Below are 18,860 nucleotides of genomic sequence, written 5' to 3'. Positions count from 1 at the left end.
GTGCCCGCCGTCCGACCCCGAGGAGAGACCGTGACCGCCCCCGCCGCTCCCGCTTCAGCCGCTCCCGCCGCTCCCGCCTCCCGTCAGGTGCCCGTCGCCGTGGTCGGCGTCGGCGCCCTTGTGCCCGGCGCGACGGACGCGGCCGGTTACTGGCGGATCGTGACGGGCGGCCGGGACATGATGACCGAGGTGCCGGCCTCCCGCTGGCTGGTGGCGGACCACTACGATCCGGACCCGGCCGCCCCCGACAAGACATACGCCCGCCGGGGCGCGTTCCTGCCGGACGTCGGCTTCGACCCGATGGCGTACGGTGTGCCGCCCACCAGCCTGCCCTCCACCGACACCGCGCAACTGCTCGCGCTGATGGTGGCCGACCAGGTGCTGACCGACGCCGGTGGTCTGCCGGGCATGGACCGGGACCGGATCGGCGTCGTCCTCGGGGTGTCCGCGCTGGAGCTGCTTCCGCACATGTACGGGCGCACCGAACGGCCCGTGTGGCTCAAGGCGTTGCGGGAGAGCGGGATCGGCGAGGCGGAGGCGCGGGCCGTGTGCGACCGTATCGCGGCGCACTACACACCGTGGCGGGAGTCGACGTTTCCCGGGCTTCTCAGCAATGTGGTGGCGGGCCGGATCGCCCACCGCTTCGATCTGCACGGTACGAATCACACCACCGACGCCGCCTGCGCCAGCTCCCTGGCCGCGCTGTCCACGGCGGTCGGTGAACTGGCCCTCGGCCGGGCCGATCTGGTACTCAGTGGCGGGGTGGACACCGGCAACGGCATCGGTATGTTCCTGTCCTTCTCCAAGACCCCGGCGCTGTCCCGCAGTGGTGACTGCCGGCCGCTGTCGGACGCGGCGGACGGCACGATGCTCGGCGAGGCGGTCGTCATGTACGCGCTGAAGCGGCTGTCCGACGCGGAGCGGGACGGCGACCGGGTCCACGCGGTGATCCGGGGCATCGGCTCCTCGTCGGACGGCCGGAGTCCAGGGATCTACGCGCCGCTGCCCGACGGCCAGGCGCGGGCGCTGCGGCGCGCCTACGAGGAGGCGGGGTACGGTCCCGAGACCGTGGAGCTGGTCGAGGCGCACGGCACCGGCACCCCGGCCGGGGACACCGCCGAACTCGCCGCGCTGAACGAGGTGTTCGGGGCGTCGGGGCGTACGGACGGGCAGTGGTGCGCGATCGGCTCGGTCAAGTCGCAGATCGGCCACACCAAGTGCGCGGCGGGCGCGGCGGGGCTGCTCAAGGCGGTCATGGCACTGCACCACAAGGTGCTGCCGCCGACCATCAAGGTCGGCCGGCCCAACCCGGCGGCGGCCTCACCCGACGGTCCCTTCTACGTCAACACCGAGGCCCGGCCCTGGGTGCGGCCCGCCGGTCACCCGCGCCGGGCGTCGGTGTCGAGCTTCGGCTTCGGGGGCAGCAACTTCCACGTCACACTGGAGGAGTACGTACCCGCGGGGCCGTCAGGCCGGGACGCGTCGGCCCGGGGAGCGCTGGGCCGGGTGGCGGCGCGTCATCGCTGCGCGCCGAGCGAACTGGTCCTGTTCAGCGGGGCCTCGCCGGCCGATCTGGTGACACCGGACACCGGCGACGGCCGTTCGCTGGCCGCGCTCGCACGGGAGAGCCAGCGCGCGTTCGCCGCCACCGCCCCGGTACGGCTGGCGATCGTCGCCACCGACATCGAGGAGCTGCGGGAGAAACACACGCGGGCGCTCGCGCTGATCCGGCGGAGACCCGACGCGGCGTTCTCCGTACCGACGGGGATCCGGTACGCCTCCGGGGCGCCCGCGCCCGGCCGTATCGGCTTCCTCTTCCCGGGCCAGGGATCCCAGTACGTCGGGATGGGCGCCGGTCTCGCGATGCTGTCACCGGCCGCCCAGAGTGTGTGGGACGAGCTGGGCGGCACCGGCTTCGACGGGCTGCCGCTGCACCGGGTGGTGTTCCCGCCGCCCTCATTCACCGACGAGGAGCGCGCGGACCGGCAGACGTCCCTGGCCGCGACCGAGTGGGCGCAGCCCGCGCTCGCGGTGCACGCGCTCGCGCTGCTGGAGGTCGTACGGTCCCTGGGGCTGCGGCCGGACTGTGTGGCGGGCCACAGCTTCGGTGAGCTGGTGGCACTGCACTGCGCGGGCGCCCTGGACGCCGGGTCGCTGGTCGCCCTGGCCCGCAGACGCGGTGAGCTGATGCGGGACGCCGCCGCCGCGCCGGGCGCGATGCTCGCCGTGGCGACGGACCGCGCGCGGGTGGCGGCGGTCCTGGCAGGTGGCGGACTCGGGGAGCGCGGCAGACCCGGTGAACTCGACGGACCCGGCGGCCCCGGCCCCGGAGCCGGCGGACTCTGGACGGCCAACCACAACTCCCCTCTTCAGACGGTGCTTTCAGGGACGACGGAGGCGGTCGAGCGGGCCGAGAGGGTGTTCGCGGCGGAGCGGGTCGCCACCCACCGGCTGACCACCTCGACCGCCTTCCACAGTCCGCTGGTCGCCCCGGCCTGCGAGCCGCTCGCCGCGTTCCTGCGCACGGTCCCGTTCACGGAGCCACGGATCGAGGTCTACGGCAACGCGGACGCGGCCCCGTACCCCTCCTCGCCGGACGAGGTACGCCGCCGGATCGCCGGCCACCTCGTCTCGCCCGTGCTCTTCCAGGACCAGATCGAGGCGATGTACGCGGCGGGGGTGCGGACCTTTGTCGAGGTCGGCCCGGGCGCGGCGCTGTCCGGCCTGGTCGGGCAGATCCTCGGCGACCGCGAGCACGCGGCCGTCCCGCTGGACCGGCCGGGCCGGTCCGGGATCAGCACACTCCACACCGCCCTCGGTGAACTCGCCGTACGCGGTGTGCCCCTCGATCTCGACCCCCTGTGGGCACCGTACGCGTCGCCCGGGACGGCGCCGGAGGCTGAGTCCGCGCAGGCGAAGGAGCGCGGGCCCCGGATGACGGTGGCGATCAGCGGAGCCAACTACGGCCAGCCGTACCCGCCCCTCGCCGGAGCCACCGGAACACCCGCGGCCGTTCCCGCGGCTGTTCCCGTACCCGTGGCCGCGCCCGTACCCACACCGCCCGTCCCCCTCCCCACTACCCACCACACACCACCGGAGCCCCCGATGTACGAGACGGCAGCCGCCGACGCCCCGGAACCCGTCCACGACGCCGACTGGTACACCGCGGTCGAGAGCGTTCAGCGGCAGACGGCGGAAGCCCATGCCGCCTGTCAGCGCATGCTGACGGACAGTCATATCGCCTTTCTGCGGATGACCGAGACGACCCTGACCGCGATGCTCGGGGTGCGCGGAGGGCAGGAAACACCCGCACCGCAGGGACTGCACGGCATCACGGATCAGGGCGGCACCGACCGGGTGATCGAGGCCGCGCCGGTACCGGCCGCCCCTGTCACGGCTCCCCCGGCCGCTACGGCACCGCTGACACTGCCCCGCCCTCCGGCACCGCGTCGGGCACCGGCGCCCGTGACACCGGCCGCCGTGGAGGTTCCCGTACCCGCGCCCGAACCGGCTGCCGCCGCACCCGTGTCGGCGTCGGAGCTGGAGGAGCTGCTGCTCTCGGTGGTGGCCCGGCTCACCGGCTATCCCACCGAGATGCTGGGTGTGGACATGGAGCTGGAGGCGGATCTCGGGGTCGACTCCATCAAGCGCGTCGAGATCCTGTCGGCCGTACGGCGGCAGGTGGGCGATGTCGCGGCGGGGGATGTCAGCCGGCTGGGCAAGCTCCGCACACTGCGCGAAATCGTCGAGGCGCTCACCACGGGCAGCAATCCGGAGGTGCCCGACACAGGGAGCGCCACCGAGGTCCCCGAGCCGCCCGAGGCGTCCAAGACCCCACAGGTCACCGACGCCCCGGCGCTGACCAGGCTGGTGCCGCGCGCTGTGGAGGCACCGGCGGTGGGTCTCGCGATGGCCGGGCTGCTGGACGGGCCGGTCCTGGTGACCGGCGAGGGGCCCGACGGCGGTGGGCTCACCGGCCTTGTCGCCCGGAAGCTGGCGGAGCGCGGTGTGGACGCCACCGCCGTCGCCGAGGTGCCCGAGGGCGCTCGTGGTGTCATCCACCTCGGCGCGTTGACCGGGGACGGTACGCCGGACGGGGCGCGGGAGGTGCACCGGTCGGTGTTCCGCGCGGCGCGTTCGGTGGCTGGCCAAGTGCACGGGAAAAAAGGGCTGTTCGTAACCGTGCAGGACACCGGGGGCGACTTCGGGCTCGGCGGGCGCGCGGCCGGCCGCACGTGGCTGGGCGGTGTCGCCGGTCTGGTCAGGACGGCGGCGAAGGAGTGGCCGGGCGCCTCGGTCAAGGCCGTCGACTGCGAGCGGGGCGGCCGGGACGACGAGGCGGTCGCCGAGGCGATCGTAGGGGAACTGCTGGAGGGCGGCCCCGCCACGGAGGCCGGTCTCCGCGCGGACGGCACCCGTGTCGTCCACGGGGCGGTGCCCGCGCCGGTGACGCCCGGCACCAGGCGGCGGATCACCTCCGCGTCGGTCATCGTGGCCACCGGAGGGGCTCGCGGGGTCACCGCCGCCGCGCTGCTGGACCTGGCCAGGACACACCGTCCGCGGATCGTACTGCTCGGCAGGACGGCGCTGGTCCCCGAGCCCGACGGGTTGGCGTCGGCCGCCGACGAACCGGCGCTCGTCCGGCTGCTCGCGGAGCGCGCCGCCGAGGAATCGGCCAACGAATCCGCCGAGAAATCCGCCACAGACTCGACGGCCTCCTCGCCCGCCCCGATCGCCGCCCGGATCACCGCTCGGGCCCGGGAGATCCTGGCAGCACGTGAGGTACGGGCCACACTGGCGGCTCTGGAGGCGGCCGGCTCCCTCGTCCGGTACATCCGGGCCGACGCACGTGACGGCGAGGCCCTCGGGGCCGCCCTCCGTGAGGTGCGCGCGACGTGGGGCCCGGTCACCGGCATCGTGCACGGTGCGGGCGTCCTGGCCGACAAGCTGATCGCCGACAAGACCGACGCGCAGGTCGAGCGGGTGATGTCCACCAAGGTGGACGGTCTGCGCGCGCTGCTGGCCGCGACGGCGGACGATCCGCTGGACGTGATCTGCCTGTTCTCCTCGGTGGCCGCCGTGTACGGCAACACCGGCCAGAGCGACTACGCCATGGCCAACGAGATCCTGGGCCAGGTGGCCTCCGCCGAGCAGGCCGCCCGCCCCGGCTGTCTGGTGCGGTGTGTCGCCTGGGGCCCGTGGCGGGGCGGCATGGTCACACCCGCCCTGGCCACGCACTTCGGCCGGTCCGGAGTGCCGCTCATCCCCCTGGACCGGGGCGCCGCCGCCTTCACCGCCGAACTGGACGGCGCGGCCGGCGAGGCGCGGGCCATCCTGGCGGTGGGAGACGATCCGGCGGCGCTGTCCCCGGCCAGTGATCCTCCCCCGGCGCAGCTCCTGGTCCGGGCGGACACACTGCCGTATCTGTCCGACCACACGCTCGCCGGGGTTCCCGTACTGCCCGTGGCGATGGTCCTGAACTGGTTCGCCGGGGCGGCCACCGCCTGGCGGGCCGGTACCGGACCGCTCGTGCTGCGCGATCTGCGGGTGTACAAGAAGTTCGCCCTGCCGGAACTGACCGGAGCGGGCCACCGGTTGACGGTGCACGGCAGCCGGGGCGCGGCCGGTCCGGAGGCCGAAATCGAGACGGAGCTGCGGGGCGCGGACGGTGTGGCGTACTTCCGGGCCGTCCTGGGCACCGGAAGCACGGCGCCCGATCCGGCCGCCTGGCACGGCCCGTACGGTACGGACGGCGCGGGCAGTGCAGGCGGCCCGTACCGTACGGGTGGCCCGGACAGCGAAGAACCGCTGGACCGCGCCGGAATCTACGACGGCGAACTCCTCTTCCACGGACCCCGGTTCCAGGCCGTCCGCACCCTGCACGCGCTCTCCGCGCACGGCGCCGAGGCCACCGTCGCGGGCCTGCGTGCCCTGGGCTGGCCGGGGGACCACTGGCCGCTGGACCCGGCCGCCGTGGACGGCGCGCTCCAACTCGCCCTGCTCTGGGCGCGGAACGCCGCCGGTACGGCGACACTACCTATGGCCGTCGCGGAGTGCAGGGTGCACCGGCGCGGCCCGGTGGACGGCACGGTGCGGTGTGTGGTGCGGGGCCGGAAGACACACAGCACGGGAGCGCGCTGCGACGCGGCGCTCATCGACGCCGACGGGGCGGTCCGGCTGGAGCTGCTCGGCGTGGAACTCGTCAGCCGTCCCTCCTAGACAAGTGAGACCACACGTATGGAATACGAACCGATCGCCGTCGTCGGCCGGGGCTGTGTGCTGCCCGGCGCCCTCGATCCGGACACGTTCTGGCAGAACATCGCGGCGGGCCGCGGCAGTCTGTCGGCCGTCCCCGAGGGCCGGTGGCGGCTGCCGCGCTCGTGGGCCATGGGCCCGGTCGACGACCACCTCGACCGTACCTACTCCGATATCGGCGGCTACGTAAGGGATTTCGCGTCCGTCTTCGACCCGAGCGGCTTCCGGATCGCCCCGGAACGGATCCTGTCGCTGGACCCGCTCTTCCACTGGGTCATGTACGGCGTCCGCCAGGCCCTCGCGGAGGCGGGCCGCGAGGGGCCGCTGCCGCGCGCGGGGCTGGTGCTGGGAAATCTGTCCTACCCCACGCCTCTGGGGACTTCCTTCGCCGAGCATGTCTGGCTCTCCGCGCAGCGGCGGCCGGTCCGGGACGCCCTGCTGACCGGCGAGCGCCAGGTGCGGCCCGACGCCCGTAACCGCTTCTCGTCCGGACTGCCCGCCCAGCTCGCGGCCCGGGCGCTCGGGCTCGGCGCGGGCGCGTGGTCCCTCGACGCCGCCTGTGCCTCCTCGCTGTACGCGGTCAAGCTGGCGTGCGACCGGCTGCACGACGGCACGGCGGACCTGATGGTGGCCGGAGCGGTGAGCCGGGCCGATCCCCTCTATCTGCACGTGGGATTCTGCGGGCTCTCCGCGACGAGCCGTACGGGACGCAGCCGGCCCTTCCACCGGGACGCGGACGGGCTGGTGCACGGCGAGGGCGCCGGGTTCGTCGCCCTGACGCGGCTGTCCGAGGCGCGGGCCGCCGGGCTGCCCGTGCTCGGTGTGATCCGCGGTGTCGGGCTGTCCAACGACGGGCGCGGCGCCGGGCTGATCAGCCCGGCGGAGGAGGGCCAGGTGCGGGCCATGCGGCTGGCGTACGACGCGGCGGGCGTCGCGCCCGGGAGTGTGTCGCTCGTCGAGTGCCATGCGACGGGGACACCGGTCGGGGACGCGGTGGAGGCGCGGGCCATGGCCCGGGTCTTCGGGGCCAGTGCCGATGTGCCCATCGGTTCGGCGAAGTCGAACGTCGGGCATCTGCTGGCCTCGGCGGGGGTGGCGGGGCTGCTGAAGGTGCTCGGCGCGCTGCGTACGGGAATCCGCCCGGCGACGCTCGGCGCCGAACGTCCGCTGGACGCGCTGGCGGGCACACCGTTACGGGTGCTGACGGCACCGGAGCCGTGGGCGGGGCCGGGGCCGCGCAGGGCGGCGGTGAGCGCCTTCGGATTCGGCGGGACCAACGCCCATCTGATCGTGGACCTGCCGGACGACGGCCCCGTGGTGTCCGGCGTACGTTCCCCGGCGCGCCCGGTGTCGGCCCCGCGCTCCCCCGCCCCGGTGCGGAGTGTGCCGGGCGGCCGTGTGCCGGGCGGCCGTGTGCCGGGCGGCCGTACCCCGGTGGCGATCGTCGCCCTGGGCGCCCGGGTCGGCGACGGGACCGGCACCGAGGACTTCCGCCGGGCGGTGCTGGGCGGTGAACGGCGCGGCGGGGCCCGGGAGATCGCCGTGGAGCTGCCGGAGCTGTGTTTTCCGCCGCTGGCCCTGGAGCGGACCGTACGCCATCAGCTGCTGGTGCTGGAGGCGGCCCGGGAGGCCGTACGGACGGTGTCCCTGCCCCGGGAGCGGACCATGGTGGTCATCGGGATGGGGGTGGACCCGGAGGTGGCCAGGGCGGGGGCGCGCTGGCGGGTGCCGTACTGGCTGGCGCAGGCCGGACCCGCGGCCGGGCTGCCGGACGCCGCCACCGCCCGGGACGCGTTCGTGGGGCCCATGACCGCGGAGGGGGTGGTGGGCAGCCTGCCGAATCTGGCGGCGAACCGGATCAGCACCCAACTCGACCTGGCGGGCGCGAGCTTCGCGGTGTCGGCGGAGGAGGCGTCCGGTCCGGTGGCGCTGGAGATCGCGGCGCGGGCCGTCCGGGCGGGAGAGGCGGACGCCGCGCTCGTCGGCGCCGCCGATCTGTCGCACGAGGTGGTCCACCGGGCCGCGCTGCGGGAGTTGGGGCACACGAGCGCACCGGGGGACGCCGCCGTCGTCCTGGTCCTCAAGCCCCTCGACACCGCCCGCCGGGACGGTGACACCGTCATCGCGCTTCTCGACGACGAACCCACCGCCACCGGCACCACCGGAACCACCGCCACCGCTGCCGTGCCCGACATGGTCATCGGGGACGGTCCCGACGCGGTGTTCGACCCGGCGTCGGCCTTCGGCCGCGCGCACGCCGCGTACGGGCTGGTCTCCGTCGCGGTCGCCGCGCTCGCGCTCCAGCACCGCGCGGTGCCGCGTACGGGCGGACCGGCGGACGCCGGGGCCGTCGCGCACACCGCGCGGGCCTCGGTGACACCGATGGAGGGGCCCGTCGCGAGCGTCCTCCTGCGCGCGGGGGACGCCCGGCCGTGGCTGCGCGGACGGGCTCCGCGCCTGTATGTCTTCTCCGGCGCCGACCGCGCGGAGGTACTGGCGGCGCTGGAGTCGCAGTCCGGTACGCGGCAGGGGTCCGGTGCCGGCTCCTGTCCCGGGCCGGCCCGGCTGGCGCTCGTGGTCGACGACGACGCCGCGTTGCCGGGCCGCAAGGAGGCCGCCCGCCGCTGGCTGGCCGACGGCGGGATCCGTCCGGCGGATGTGCTGTACCGGGACACGCCCGTCACGGGTCAGACCGCGTTCGTCTACACCAACGGCTCGGCCGCGTACCCGGGCATGGGCCATGAGCTGATGCTCGCGCTGCCGTCCCTCGGGGAGGCCGTCCGGGCCGGGCACAGGGCGATCGGCACCCGGCTGCGCTCCAGTACGGAGCGGGGCGTGCTGGGTCAGATCTGGGACGCCGCCGAACTCGCCGTGTTCCACACCGTGTTCACCCGGGAGGTGCTCGGGCTGCGGCCGGACGCCGCCATCGGCTACTCCTCGGGCGAGTCGGCCGCGCTGGTCGCCCTGGGGGCCTGGCCGGACGCCTCGGGACTGTATGACGCGACCCTGGACAGCGGCCTGTTCACCACGCAGCTCACCGGTGAACTGCGGGCGGTCAGGCGCCACTGGGCGCGGCTGGGTGTCCAGGGCTCCCGCTGGGCCACCTATCTCGTCAACGCGCCGCTGGAAGAGGTCCGTTCGGAGCTGGCGGGGGAGGTCGCGGTCCATCTGATGGCGGTGAACGCGCCCGGGGTCTGCGTCATCGGCGGCGAGTCCCGGGCGTGCGCCGCCGCCGTGGCCCGGATCGGCGCGGACCGCGCGATCGAGCTGGACTACGAACTCGCCGCCCACGCACCGGAAGTGACCGAGGTCGAGGCGGCCTGGCGGACGGCACACCACCGTCCCACCGTCGATGTCCCGGGGGTACGGTTCTACAGCGGGGCCACCGGCCAGTCGTACCGGCCGACGGCCGAACGGGCCGCCGAGGCGCTCACCGCGCAGGGCCTCAACACCATCGACTTCGCGGCCACCGTCGAGCGGGCCTGGGCCGACGGGGTGCGGGTCTTCGTCGAGCACGGGCCGCGCAAGCTCTGCACCGGCTGGATCAAGCGGGTGCTCGGGGACCGGGAGCATGTGGCCGTCGCCCTGGACGCCCCGGGCGACACCGGGCTGCGGCAGCTGTGCCTCGCGGTCGCCGAACTCGTCGTCGCCGGGGTGCCGGTACACGCCGACGAACTGTTCGCCCGGCTCGCGGACGCCGCCACCGAAGTGCCGCGCCCGGGGCCCACCGTCACCGTCGCCGTACCCACAACGCCGTGCCTGTCCCCCGTGGAACCGGCGGTGGAGCCGGTGGTGAAGCCGCACATGGGTCCGCACATGGGTCCGCCCGTGGGTCCGCACGTGGTGACCACCCTGCCCCGGGCCCCCGAACTGGCGCCGGTGCCGGAGTGGCGGCCTCGGACCGGCCGCCCCGAGGCCCCGGCCGCCGTCACACCGGCTGCCGTCGCCCCGGCCGCTGTCGCCCCGGCCGCCGTCGCCGCGCCCGCGGCGGGGGTCCGTGGCGTGATCGTCCGGCAGGGGCTGCGGGTCGCGGCGCTGCACCGGGAGATCATGGCCGTACACACCGAGGCCCACCAGCGGTTCCTGCGGATCTCGGCCCTCGCCGTCACCGCGCTGACGGCTCCCGGCACGGCCACGACCGCATCCACGACCCCATCCACGCCCGCACCCGTGCCCGATCAACCCACCAAACCCGGGCCGAAGTTCGACCGCGCCCAGCTGGAATACCTCGCCTCCGGGAAGATCTCCGCGCTGTTCGGTCCCCGCTTCGCCGAGCAGGACGGCTACGCGGTGCAGACCCGGATGCCGGAGCCGCCCATGCTGTTCGCGGACCGGATCACCGGTATCGACGCCGTACCGGCCGCGCTCGCGGCTCCCGGGTCCGTACGCACCGACGGGACGATCTGGACCGAGACCGATGTCCTGCCCGGCAGCTGGTATCTGGACGCCACCGGCCGGGTGCCGGCCGGGGTGCTGATCGAGGCGGGCCAGGCGGATCTGCTCCTGCTCAGCTGGCTGGGCGCCGATCTCCTCAACCGGGGCGAGCGCGCGTACCGGCTGCTCGGCTGCGAGGTGACGTACCACGGTGGACCGCCGGGGGCGGGGGACGTCCTGCGCTACGAGATCCATATCGACGGCCACGCGGAGCACGACGGTGTCCGGCTGGCCTTCTTCCACTACGACTGCTTCGTGGACGGTGTGCTGCGGCTGAGCGTCCGCGAGGGCCAGGCCGGGTTCTTCACCCCGCGTGAGCTGGCCGGCGGTGGCGGTGTGCGGTGGGATCCCGCCGAGCGTCCGCCCGGTGCTGAGCTGCCGCTCGACCCGCCCGCCGTACGCTGCGCGTTGACGCGCTTCGGCGCGGAGCGGGTGTCGGCCCTGGTCGACGGCCGGCCGGCGGACTGCTTCGGGCCCGGCTGGGAGGCGACGGCGGCCCATGTCCGTTCGCCGGGGCTCGACGGCGGCCGGCTGCGGCTGATCCACGAGGTGACCGCGTTCGACCCGGCGGGCGGACCGTGGGGCCGCGGCTATCTGCGGGCCGAGACCCCGCTCTCCCCCGACGACTGGTTCTTCTCGGGGCACTTCAAGAACGACCCCTGTATGCCGGGCACCCTGATGCTTCAGGGCGGTCTCCAGGCGATGGCGTTCTATCTGACGGCCATGGGCTTCACCGTCGACCGGGACGGCTGGCGCTTCGAGCCGGTCGACGGCCACCCCTGCCGCACGATGTGCCGGGGCCAGGCCACTCCGTCAGGACGGCGGGTCGTCTACGAGGTGTTCGTCCGCGGTGTGTCGGCCGGCCCGGTGCCCACGCTCCACGCCGATGTGCTGGGGTCGGTGGACGGGGCGAAGGCGTTCCTGGGCCGGGACGTGGCGCTGCGGCTCGTACCGGACTGGCCGCTGTCGCACTGGCGGGGCTCGGGCCCGCCCACCGTACGGGCCGACGGTACGCCCGTACCGCTTGCGCTGCTCGGCGGGCTGGCGGGGCACCGGGAGGAGAAGCCCGTGGCGACGGCGGCCGACGGACTCCCCTTCGGCTACCCCTCGTTGCTGGCGTGTGCCTGGGGCCGGCCGAGCGAGGCGTTCGGCGCCGCGTACGAGCCCTTCGACGGTACGCGCCGGGTGGCGCGGCTGCCCGGGCCCCCGTACCACTTCATGAGCCGGATCGTCTCGGTCGACGGACCGCAGGGCGGGATGCGGGAGGGCTCCGAGGCCGTCGCGGAGTACGACGTGCCCGCGCGGGCCTGGTACTTCGAGCAGAGCGGCGGCCGTACGATGCCGTTCGCCGTGCTCATGGAGATCGCGCTGCAACCCTGCGGCTGGCTGGCGTCGTACGTGGGCAGCGCGCTGACCACCGGCACGGATCTGCTGTTCCGCAACCTCGACGGGACGGGGACGGTCAGCGGTGAGGTCACCCCGGCGACGGGCACGGTCCGCACCCATGCCGTGCTGACCCGGATCTCCCGCAGCGGGGACATGATCGTGGAGTCCTTCCGGGTGCGGTGCACGGCCGACGGCGCGCCGCTCTTCGAACTGTCCACGGTCTTCGGCTACTTCCCGCCGTCCGCCTTCGACCGGCAGCCGGGCCTCGCGGTGCCGGCCGAGGACCGGGCGCGGCTCGACAAGCCGTGCGGGCCGCCGGTGGATCTGACCGCGCGCCCCGCCCGGTACTGCGCCGGGCGGCCCCGGCTGCCGGGGCCGATGCTGCTGATGCTCGACCGGATCACCGGCTGCTGGCCGGACGGGGGCCGGGCGGGGCTCGGCCGGCTGCGGTCGGAGAAGGACGTGGTGCCGGGCGAGTGGTTCTTCCGGGCCCACTTCTTCCAGGACCCGGTGCAGCCGGGGTCGTTGGGTCTGGAGGCGATGTGCCAGCTGCTCCAGTACCACCTGCTCGAACGCGGCGCCGCCGACGGTGTCCCGCACCCCCGCTTCGAACCGGTGCTGCCCGGGCGCGAGACATCCTGGACGTACCGCGGCCAGATCACCCCGGCCAACCGGCTAATCCGGGTGGACATGGACATCGTCGAGTCCGGTACGGACGCGCGCGGCCCGTACGCGATCGGGGACGCGACGCTGTGGGGTGACGACACGTGCATCTACCGGGTGCGCGGCCTGGGGATGCGGGTGGTCTCCGACGCCGCTCCCGGGCCCGGGTGACCGCTTCCTCGGGATCGCCTCCGTGGGATCGCTCTCCGTACCGTTCGCGCCGATCATCCGGCCGGCCATCGTAGAAGCGCGGTTCGGCCCGGTAAACCCCCCACCGGGCAAGATCATCGTATCGAGTTAATGTCTACGGCTTCTCGGGGTCCCCCGGATGCGGCGGCCGATACCGTCGTCTCGGATCTGGACGGATTACCGGCTGTTTATTCGGCTTTCCGCCTCTTCCTGTCCTGCCACTGCCCCATCTCCGCGTTTCACGGTGCCGCGCACGCACGTCGGCCAACGCCCTTACGAAGGAGAGCGCGTCCGATGACCGTTGATACCGGCCGGGAAGAGCTGCTGGAGCCGCCCCGGCAGTCCAGTCTGAGCACGGCCGCCGCCCGTAACCTCGCCACCACGACCAAGTCCGTCCCGCAGATGCGGGAGATCTCCTCCCGCTGGCTGCTGCGGAAGCTCCCCTGGGTGGAGACCAAGGGCGGCACCTACCGGGTGAACCGGCGGCTGAGCTACACCGTCGGTGACGGGCGGGTGGAGTTCGTGCAGGAAGGCACCCGGGTCCGGGTGATCCCGCGCGAACTGGGTGAACTGGCCCTGCTGAGCGGCTACGAGGACATGGAGGTGCTCACGGCCATCGCCGACCGGTGCGAGCAGCGCGACTTCCGGGCCGGCGAGACGCTGGCCGAGCGCGGCGCTCCCGCCGCGCGGATCCATCTGATCGCCCACGGCCGGATCAGCCGTACCTCCGTCGGCAAGTACGGTGACGAGATCGCCGTCGACGTACTCGCCGACGGCGACCGGTACGGCGAGGAGGCCCTGCTCGACGCGGACGCCCGGTGGGAGGCCACCGCCACCGCGCTCACCGCCGGCACCCTGCTCACCCTGTCCCGCGCCGACTTCGCCGCCGTGCTGGCCTCGGCCCCGGGGCTCCAGGCCCATGTCCGGAGCTTCGGCTCGCTGGCCCAGCAGCGGCAGAACCGTCACGGCGAGGCCGAGATCGCCCTGTCCGCGGGCCACACCGGCGAGCCCCGGCTGCCCGGCACGTTCGTCGACTACGAACTCGCACCGCGTGAGTACGAACTCTCCGTCGCCCAGACCATCCTGCGGGTCCGCACCCGGGTCGCCGACCTCTACAACGGGCCGATGGACCAGACGGAGGAGCAGCTCAGGCTCACCATTCACGCGCTGCGCGAGCGCCAGGAGTACGAACTCGTCAACAACCGGGAGTTCGGGCTGCTCCACAACGCCGACTTCAAGCAGCGCATCCAGCCCCGCTCCGGTCCGCCCACCCCGGACGACCTGGACGAACTGCTCTCCCGCCGCCGCGGATCCCACTTCTTCTTCGCCCACCCCAAGGCCATCGCGGCGCTCGGGCGGGAGTTCAACCGGCGTGGCATCTACCCGACCCATGTCGACCTCGGTGGTCAGCGGGTCCCGGCGTGGCGCGGCGTCCCGATCCTGCCCTGCGGCAAGATCCCCATCACCGAGGAGAAGACCACCTCGATCCTGGTGATGCGCGCCGGCGAGGAGGACCAGGGCGTCATCGGTCTGCGCCAGACCGGGCTGCCCGAGGAGTACGAACCGGGTCTGTCCGTACGGTTCATGGGCATCGACGAGAGGTCCCTCATCTCCTATCTCGTCTCCACCTACTACTCCGCCGCCGTCCTCGTGCCCGATGCGCTCGGGGTGCTGGAGAACGTGCAGATCGCCCGCGGGGGCGCGCGATGACCGCCGAAGTCCGACCACGACCGCAAACCCGCCAGGAGCCGCGGATGCCCGACCCCGATCTCTCCCCCGAACAGTCGAGCCTGCCCGAGGCCGCCGCCCGTTTCGGCGCGTATGTCCTCGCCGAGGCCGCCGCCCGCGCCCGTGACATCACACTGGCCACCGGCAGGCCGCCCGCGGCTCCCCCGGCGCCCGCCCCGCCCGTAGCGGCCGTACCGCCCGAACCTGCCGTACCGGCCGTCGAGGTCCCGGCCTCCGCCGGCTGTCTGAAGCGGGTGCTGCGAGGTCCCAGCGGTCTGGGTACGGCGGGCCTGTATCCGGCGCGGCGCGCGGAAGCGCCGGAAGTGCCCGAGCCGGCGCCCGTCGAGGCGATCCCGGTCCCCGGTCTCTACTTCCACCCGGTGCCGGAGCCCGACCCCGTACGGGTGGCGGAGGTCAGCCGCCGGATCAAGGCATGGGCCGTGGACGAGGTCGATCTCTACCCCGACGACTGGGAGGAGGAGTTCGACGGCTTCTCCGTAGGGCGCTATATGGCCGTCTGCCATCCCGACGCGCCCTCGGTCGACCATCTGATGCTGGCCACCCGGCTGATGGTCGCCGAGAACGCGGTGGACGACTGCTACTGCGAGGACCACGGGGGCTCGCCCATCGGGCTGGGCGGACGCCTTCTGCTGGCGCACACCGCGCTCGACCCCCTGCACACGACGGCGGAGTACCAGCCGCTGTGGGCGGAGTCGCTCCACGCGGACGCGCCCCGCCGCGCCTACCGCTCCGCCATGGAGTACTTCCGCGAGGCGGCCGGCCCCTCGCAGGCCGACCGGTTCCGGCACGACATGGCCCGGCTGCATCTGGGATATCTCGCCGAGGCGGCCTGGGCCCAGACCGACCATGTCCCGGAGGTGTGGGAGTACCTGGCGATGCGCCAGTTCAACAACTTCCGCCCCTGCCCCACCATCACCGACACGGTCGGCGGTTACGAACTCCCGGCGGACCTGCACGCGCAGCCCGCCATGCAGCGGGTCATCGCCCTCGCCGGGAACGCCACCACCATCGTGAACGACCTGTACTCGTACACCAAGGAACTCGCCGGTCCCGGCCGCCATCTCAATCTGCCGGTGGTGATCGCCGAGCGCGAGAAGCTCTCGGACCGCGATGCCTATCTGAAGGCGATCGAGGTCCACAACGACCTCATGCGTGACTTCGAGTCCGAAGCGGCCGCCCTGGCCACCGCCTGTCCCCTCCCCTCCGTACAGCGCTTTCTGCGCGGGGTGGCCGCCTGGGTCGACGGCAACCACCACTGGCATCAGACCAACACCTACCGCTATCACCTGCCCAACTACTGGTAAGAAGAATGGATTCGTCCGTGACCCACATGACCAACACCGAACTCACCGCACCCTCGCCCGCATCCGCGGGTGGCTCCCCGTTCATCCCCTCCCCCGCGACGCCGTACCAGGGGGACATCAGCCGCTACTGGGACAGCGAGGCGCGGCCGGTGAACCTGCGCCTCGGCGATGTCGACGGCCTGTACCACCACCACTACGGCATCGGCGACATCGACCGCGCCGCCCTCGGCGACTCCTCGGACAGCGCCTACGAGAAGCGGCTGATCGCCGAGTTGCACCGGCTGGAGTCGGCGCAGGCGGATCTCCTGCTGGACCACCTCGGCCCCGTCGAGCGGGGCGACACCCTCGTCGACGCCGGCTGCGGCCGGGGCGGCTCGATGGTCATGGCCCACCAGCGCTTCGGCTGCGGGGTAAAGGGCGTCACGCTCTCGGCCAAGCAGGCCGAGTTCGCCAATGGGCGGGCCCGTGAACTCGGCATCGACGACCATGTCCGGGCCCGCGTCTGCAACATGCTCGGCACCCCGTTCGAGACCGGCCGGACCACCGCCTCGTGGAACAACGAGTCGAGCATGTACGTCGATCTGGACGACCTCTTCGCCGAGCACTCCCGCATTCTGAAGGTCGGCGGCCGCTATGTGACCATCACCGGCTGCTGGAACCCTCGGTACGGCCAGCCCTCGAAGTGGGTCTCCCAGATCAACGCGCACTTCGAGTGCAACATCCACTCCCGCCGGGAGTATCTGCGCGCCATGGCCAACAACCGCCTCGTACCGCAGGCGGTCATCGACCTCACCCCCGAGACGCTGCCCTACTGGGAGCTGCGAGCGACGTCGTCGCTGGTCACCGGGATCGAGGAGGCGTTCATCAACTCGTACAAGGACGGATCCTTCCAGTACGTCCTGATCGCGGCGGACCGCGTCTGACCGCCGTCCACGGGCCCGGGGGCCTCCGGCACGGGGTGCGCGGGCGGCGGGCTCAGCCGAACTCCTCGATGTACTCCTCCGGTGGTCCCAGCTCGGGGCGGTCCCGCAACTCCAGTGTCGTGCCGAGCCGTTCCAGTTCCAGGACGGTCACGGTGTTCTCGCCGGCGCGCAGCAGGGGTGCCGGGCAGTAGAGCGTGAGCTGCGGGCCGATCTCCCAGTGGCGGCCGAGGAGGAACCCGTTGACCCAGACGAGGCCGCGGCCCGATCCCGGCAGCGCGAGGAAGGTGTCCGCGGGGGTGTCGACGCTCAGGGTCGCGACGGCGAAGCCGGTGGGGGTGGTGGGGGTGGTCGTGGGACCGGCGGCGAGCGCGGTGGTCAGCTCGGCGTCGGACCACTCCTGGAGCGCGAGCGGTGTGCTCCGCCAGCCCTGTACGGTGCGCCGGTCGACGAGGACGGGGCCGAGCAGGCCCTTGTGCCGTCCGATGCCCGGCCCGTAGTTCACCCGGCCGAGGTTCTCGGCCAGCACTTCCAGCCGTACGGCATCGCCGGTGCCCCGTACGGCGAGTTCCGGGGAGCCCGGTTCGGCCACGCCGAGGAGGGTGCCGTCGACGAAGACCAGCGCCCGGTCGCGTACGTCGGTGAGCACGAGCCGGTGCTCGCCCGCCGGGATACGGGGGTGCGCGGTGTGCAGGACCATTCCCGCGTCGAGGCCCAGCTGTTCGAACGTGGCGGGGCGCGCGGCGGTCACGGTCGGGGCGGGTACGGCGCGCAGCCCGGCGAGCAGGCCGGCGCGGTGGACGAGCGGGACGCGGGTGGGCGGGAGCGTCACCGGCCGCGCGGACGAGCGCGGCGGGCCCTGGGCGCCGAGGGCCTCGCGTACGGCGAAGAACTTGGCGGTGAGGCTGCCGTCCTCGGCTATCGGCGCGTCGGAGTCGTAGCTGGTGACGACGGGCTGATGCCCGCCGTCGCCCTCGTTGGCGCCGGCCCACAGGCCGAAGTTGGTGCCGCCGTGGGCCATGTAGATGCTCACACTGCCGCCGTCGGCGACGATGCCGCGCAGGGTGCCGACCGCGCTGTCGACGCCCCGGACATGGTGCGGCTCGCCCCAGTGGTCGAACCAGCCGTTCCAGAACTCGGCGACCACGAAGGGTTCACCGGGCCGCCGGGCCGCGAGGAGCCGCCGGGCGGCGGCGGGCTTGGAGCCCAGGGTGACGGCCGTCAGGGTGCCGGGCAGGGTGCCGCCGTCGAGCATCAGGTCGGTGGGTCCGTCGGCGGTGAACAGCAGCTCCCGGATCCCCCGTACGGTCAGGGCGTGGCGGAGCCGGCGCAGATAGGCGTGGTCGTCGCCGAAGCTGCCGAACTCGTTCTCCACCTGGACCGCCACGACCGGACCGCCCTCGGTGGTCTGGAGCGCGGCGATACGCGGGATCAGCTCGTCGAACCAGCGGCCGACGGCCGAGGTGAACGCCGGGTCCGAGCTGCGCAGCGCGATGTCCCGGGCGGTGAGCCAGCTCGGCAGGCCGCCGTTGGACCACTCCGCGCAGATGTAGGGTCCGGGCCGGACGATGACGTCGAGGCCCTCCTCCCCCACTGTGCGGATGAACCGTTCGATGTCCCGCCAGCCGTCGAAGCGCGGCGCGGTGTCCTCGCGGGGCTGGTGGAAGTTCCACGGCACGTACGTGTCGACCGTGTTGAGCCCCAGGTCGGCGACGCGGCGGATCCGGTCCCGCCAGAGGTCGGGGTGGACACGGAAGTAGTGCAGTGCCCCGGACAGGACGCGATGGGGGGCGCCGTGCCGGTACACCCGCCCGTCGCGCCAGGTGAGCGCGCCGGTGGCGGCGGCTCCGACGGCTCCGATGGCCCCGTCGGTCGTGGTGTGTGCCGGAGGGATGTGTGTCGTGGGCGACTCAGTCACGCGGCGAGCGTATGTTATCGATGCCATACGTAACAAGGTCGC

The 18,860-nt window shown here is 73.5% G+C and carries 6 protein-coding genes; 5 read left to right on the top strand and 1 reads right to left on the bottom strand.

Annotation, left to right across the window (positions count from 1 at the left end; all coding sequences use genetic code 11):
* Positions 1-30 precede the first annotated feature (30 nt).
* From DVK44_RS33320 to DVK44_RS33300, 5 genes are all read left to right on the top strand, one after another.
* On the top strand, positions 31-6,219 hold the full coding sequence (locus DVK44_RS33320; RefSeq protein WP_228447475.1) for a type I polyketide synthase: 6,189 nt from the start codon (positions 31-33) through the stop codon (positions 6,217-6,219).
* A gap of 18 nt (positions 6,220-6,237) precedes the next feature.
* Positions 6,238-12,909: a type I polyketide synthase gene (locus DVK44_RS33315; RefSeq protein WP_114664340.1), complete on the top strand. Its 6,672-nt coding sequence runs from the start codon at positions 6,238-6,240 to the stop codon at positions 12,907-12,909.
* Between the two features lie 312 nt (positions 12,910-13,221).
* Entirely contained in the window at positions 13,222-14,637 is a 1,416-nt protein-coding gene (locus DVK44_RS33310) for a family 2B encapsulin nanocompartment shell protein (RefSeq protein ID WP_114664339.1), read from the top strand.
* Between the two features lie 44 nt (positions 14,638-14,681).
* A complete protein-coding gene (locus DVK44_RS33305) occupies positions 14,682-15,980 on the top strand; it encodes a family 2 encapsulin nanocompartment cargo protein terpene cyclase (protein WP_114664338.1) in 1,299 nt (432 codons plus the stop codon).
* A 26-nt stretch (positions 15,981-16,006) separates the two neighbouring features.
* Positions 16,007-16,903: a geranyl diphosphate 2-C-methyltransferase gene (locus DVK44_RS33300; RefSeq protein ID WP_114665602.1), complete on the top strand. Its 897-nt coding sequence runs from the start codon at positions 16,007-16,009 to the stop codon at positions 16,901-16,903.
* 52 nt (positions 16,904-16,955) lie between these two features.
* Here the strand turns inward: DVK44_RS33300 and DVK44_RS33295 are convergent, their stop codons facing one another.
* A complete protein-coding gene (locus DVK44_RS33295) occupies positions 16,956-18,818 on the bottom strand; it encodes a glycoside hydrolase family 35 protein (protein ID WP_408055375.1) in 1,863 nt (620 codons plus the stop codon).
* Positions 18,819-18,860: the final 42 nt, after the last annotated feature.

This window comes from Streptomyces paludis, from assembly GCF_003344965.1.
Classification (GTDB): domain Bacteria; phylum Actinomycetota; class Actinomycetes; order Streptomycetales; family Streptomycetaceae; genus Streptomyces; species Streptomyces paludis.
This window is presented reverse-complemented; position numbering and strand designations above follow the sequence as displayed.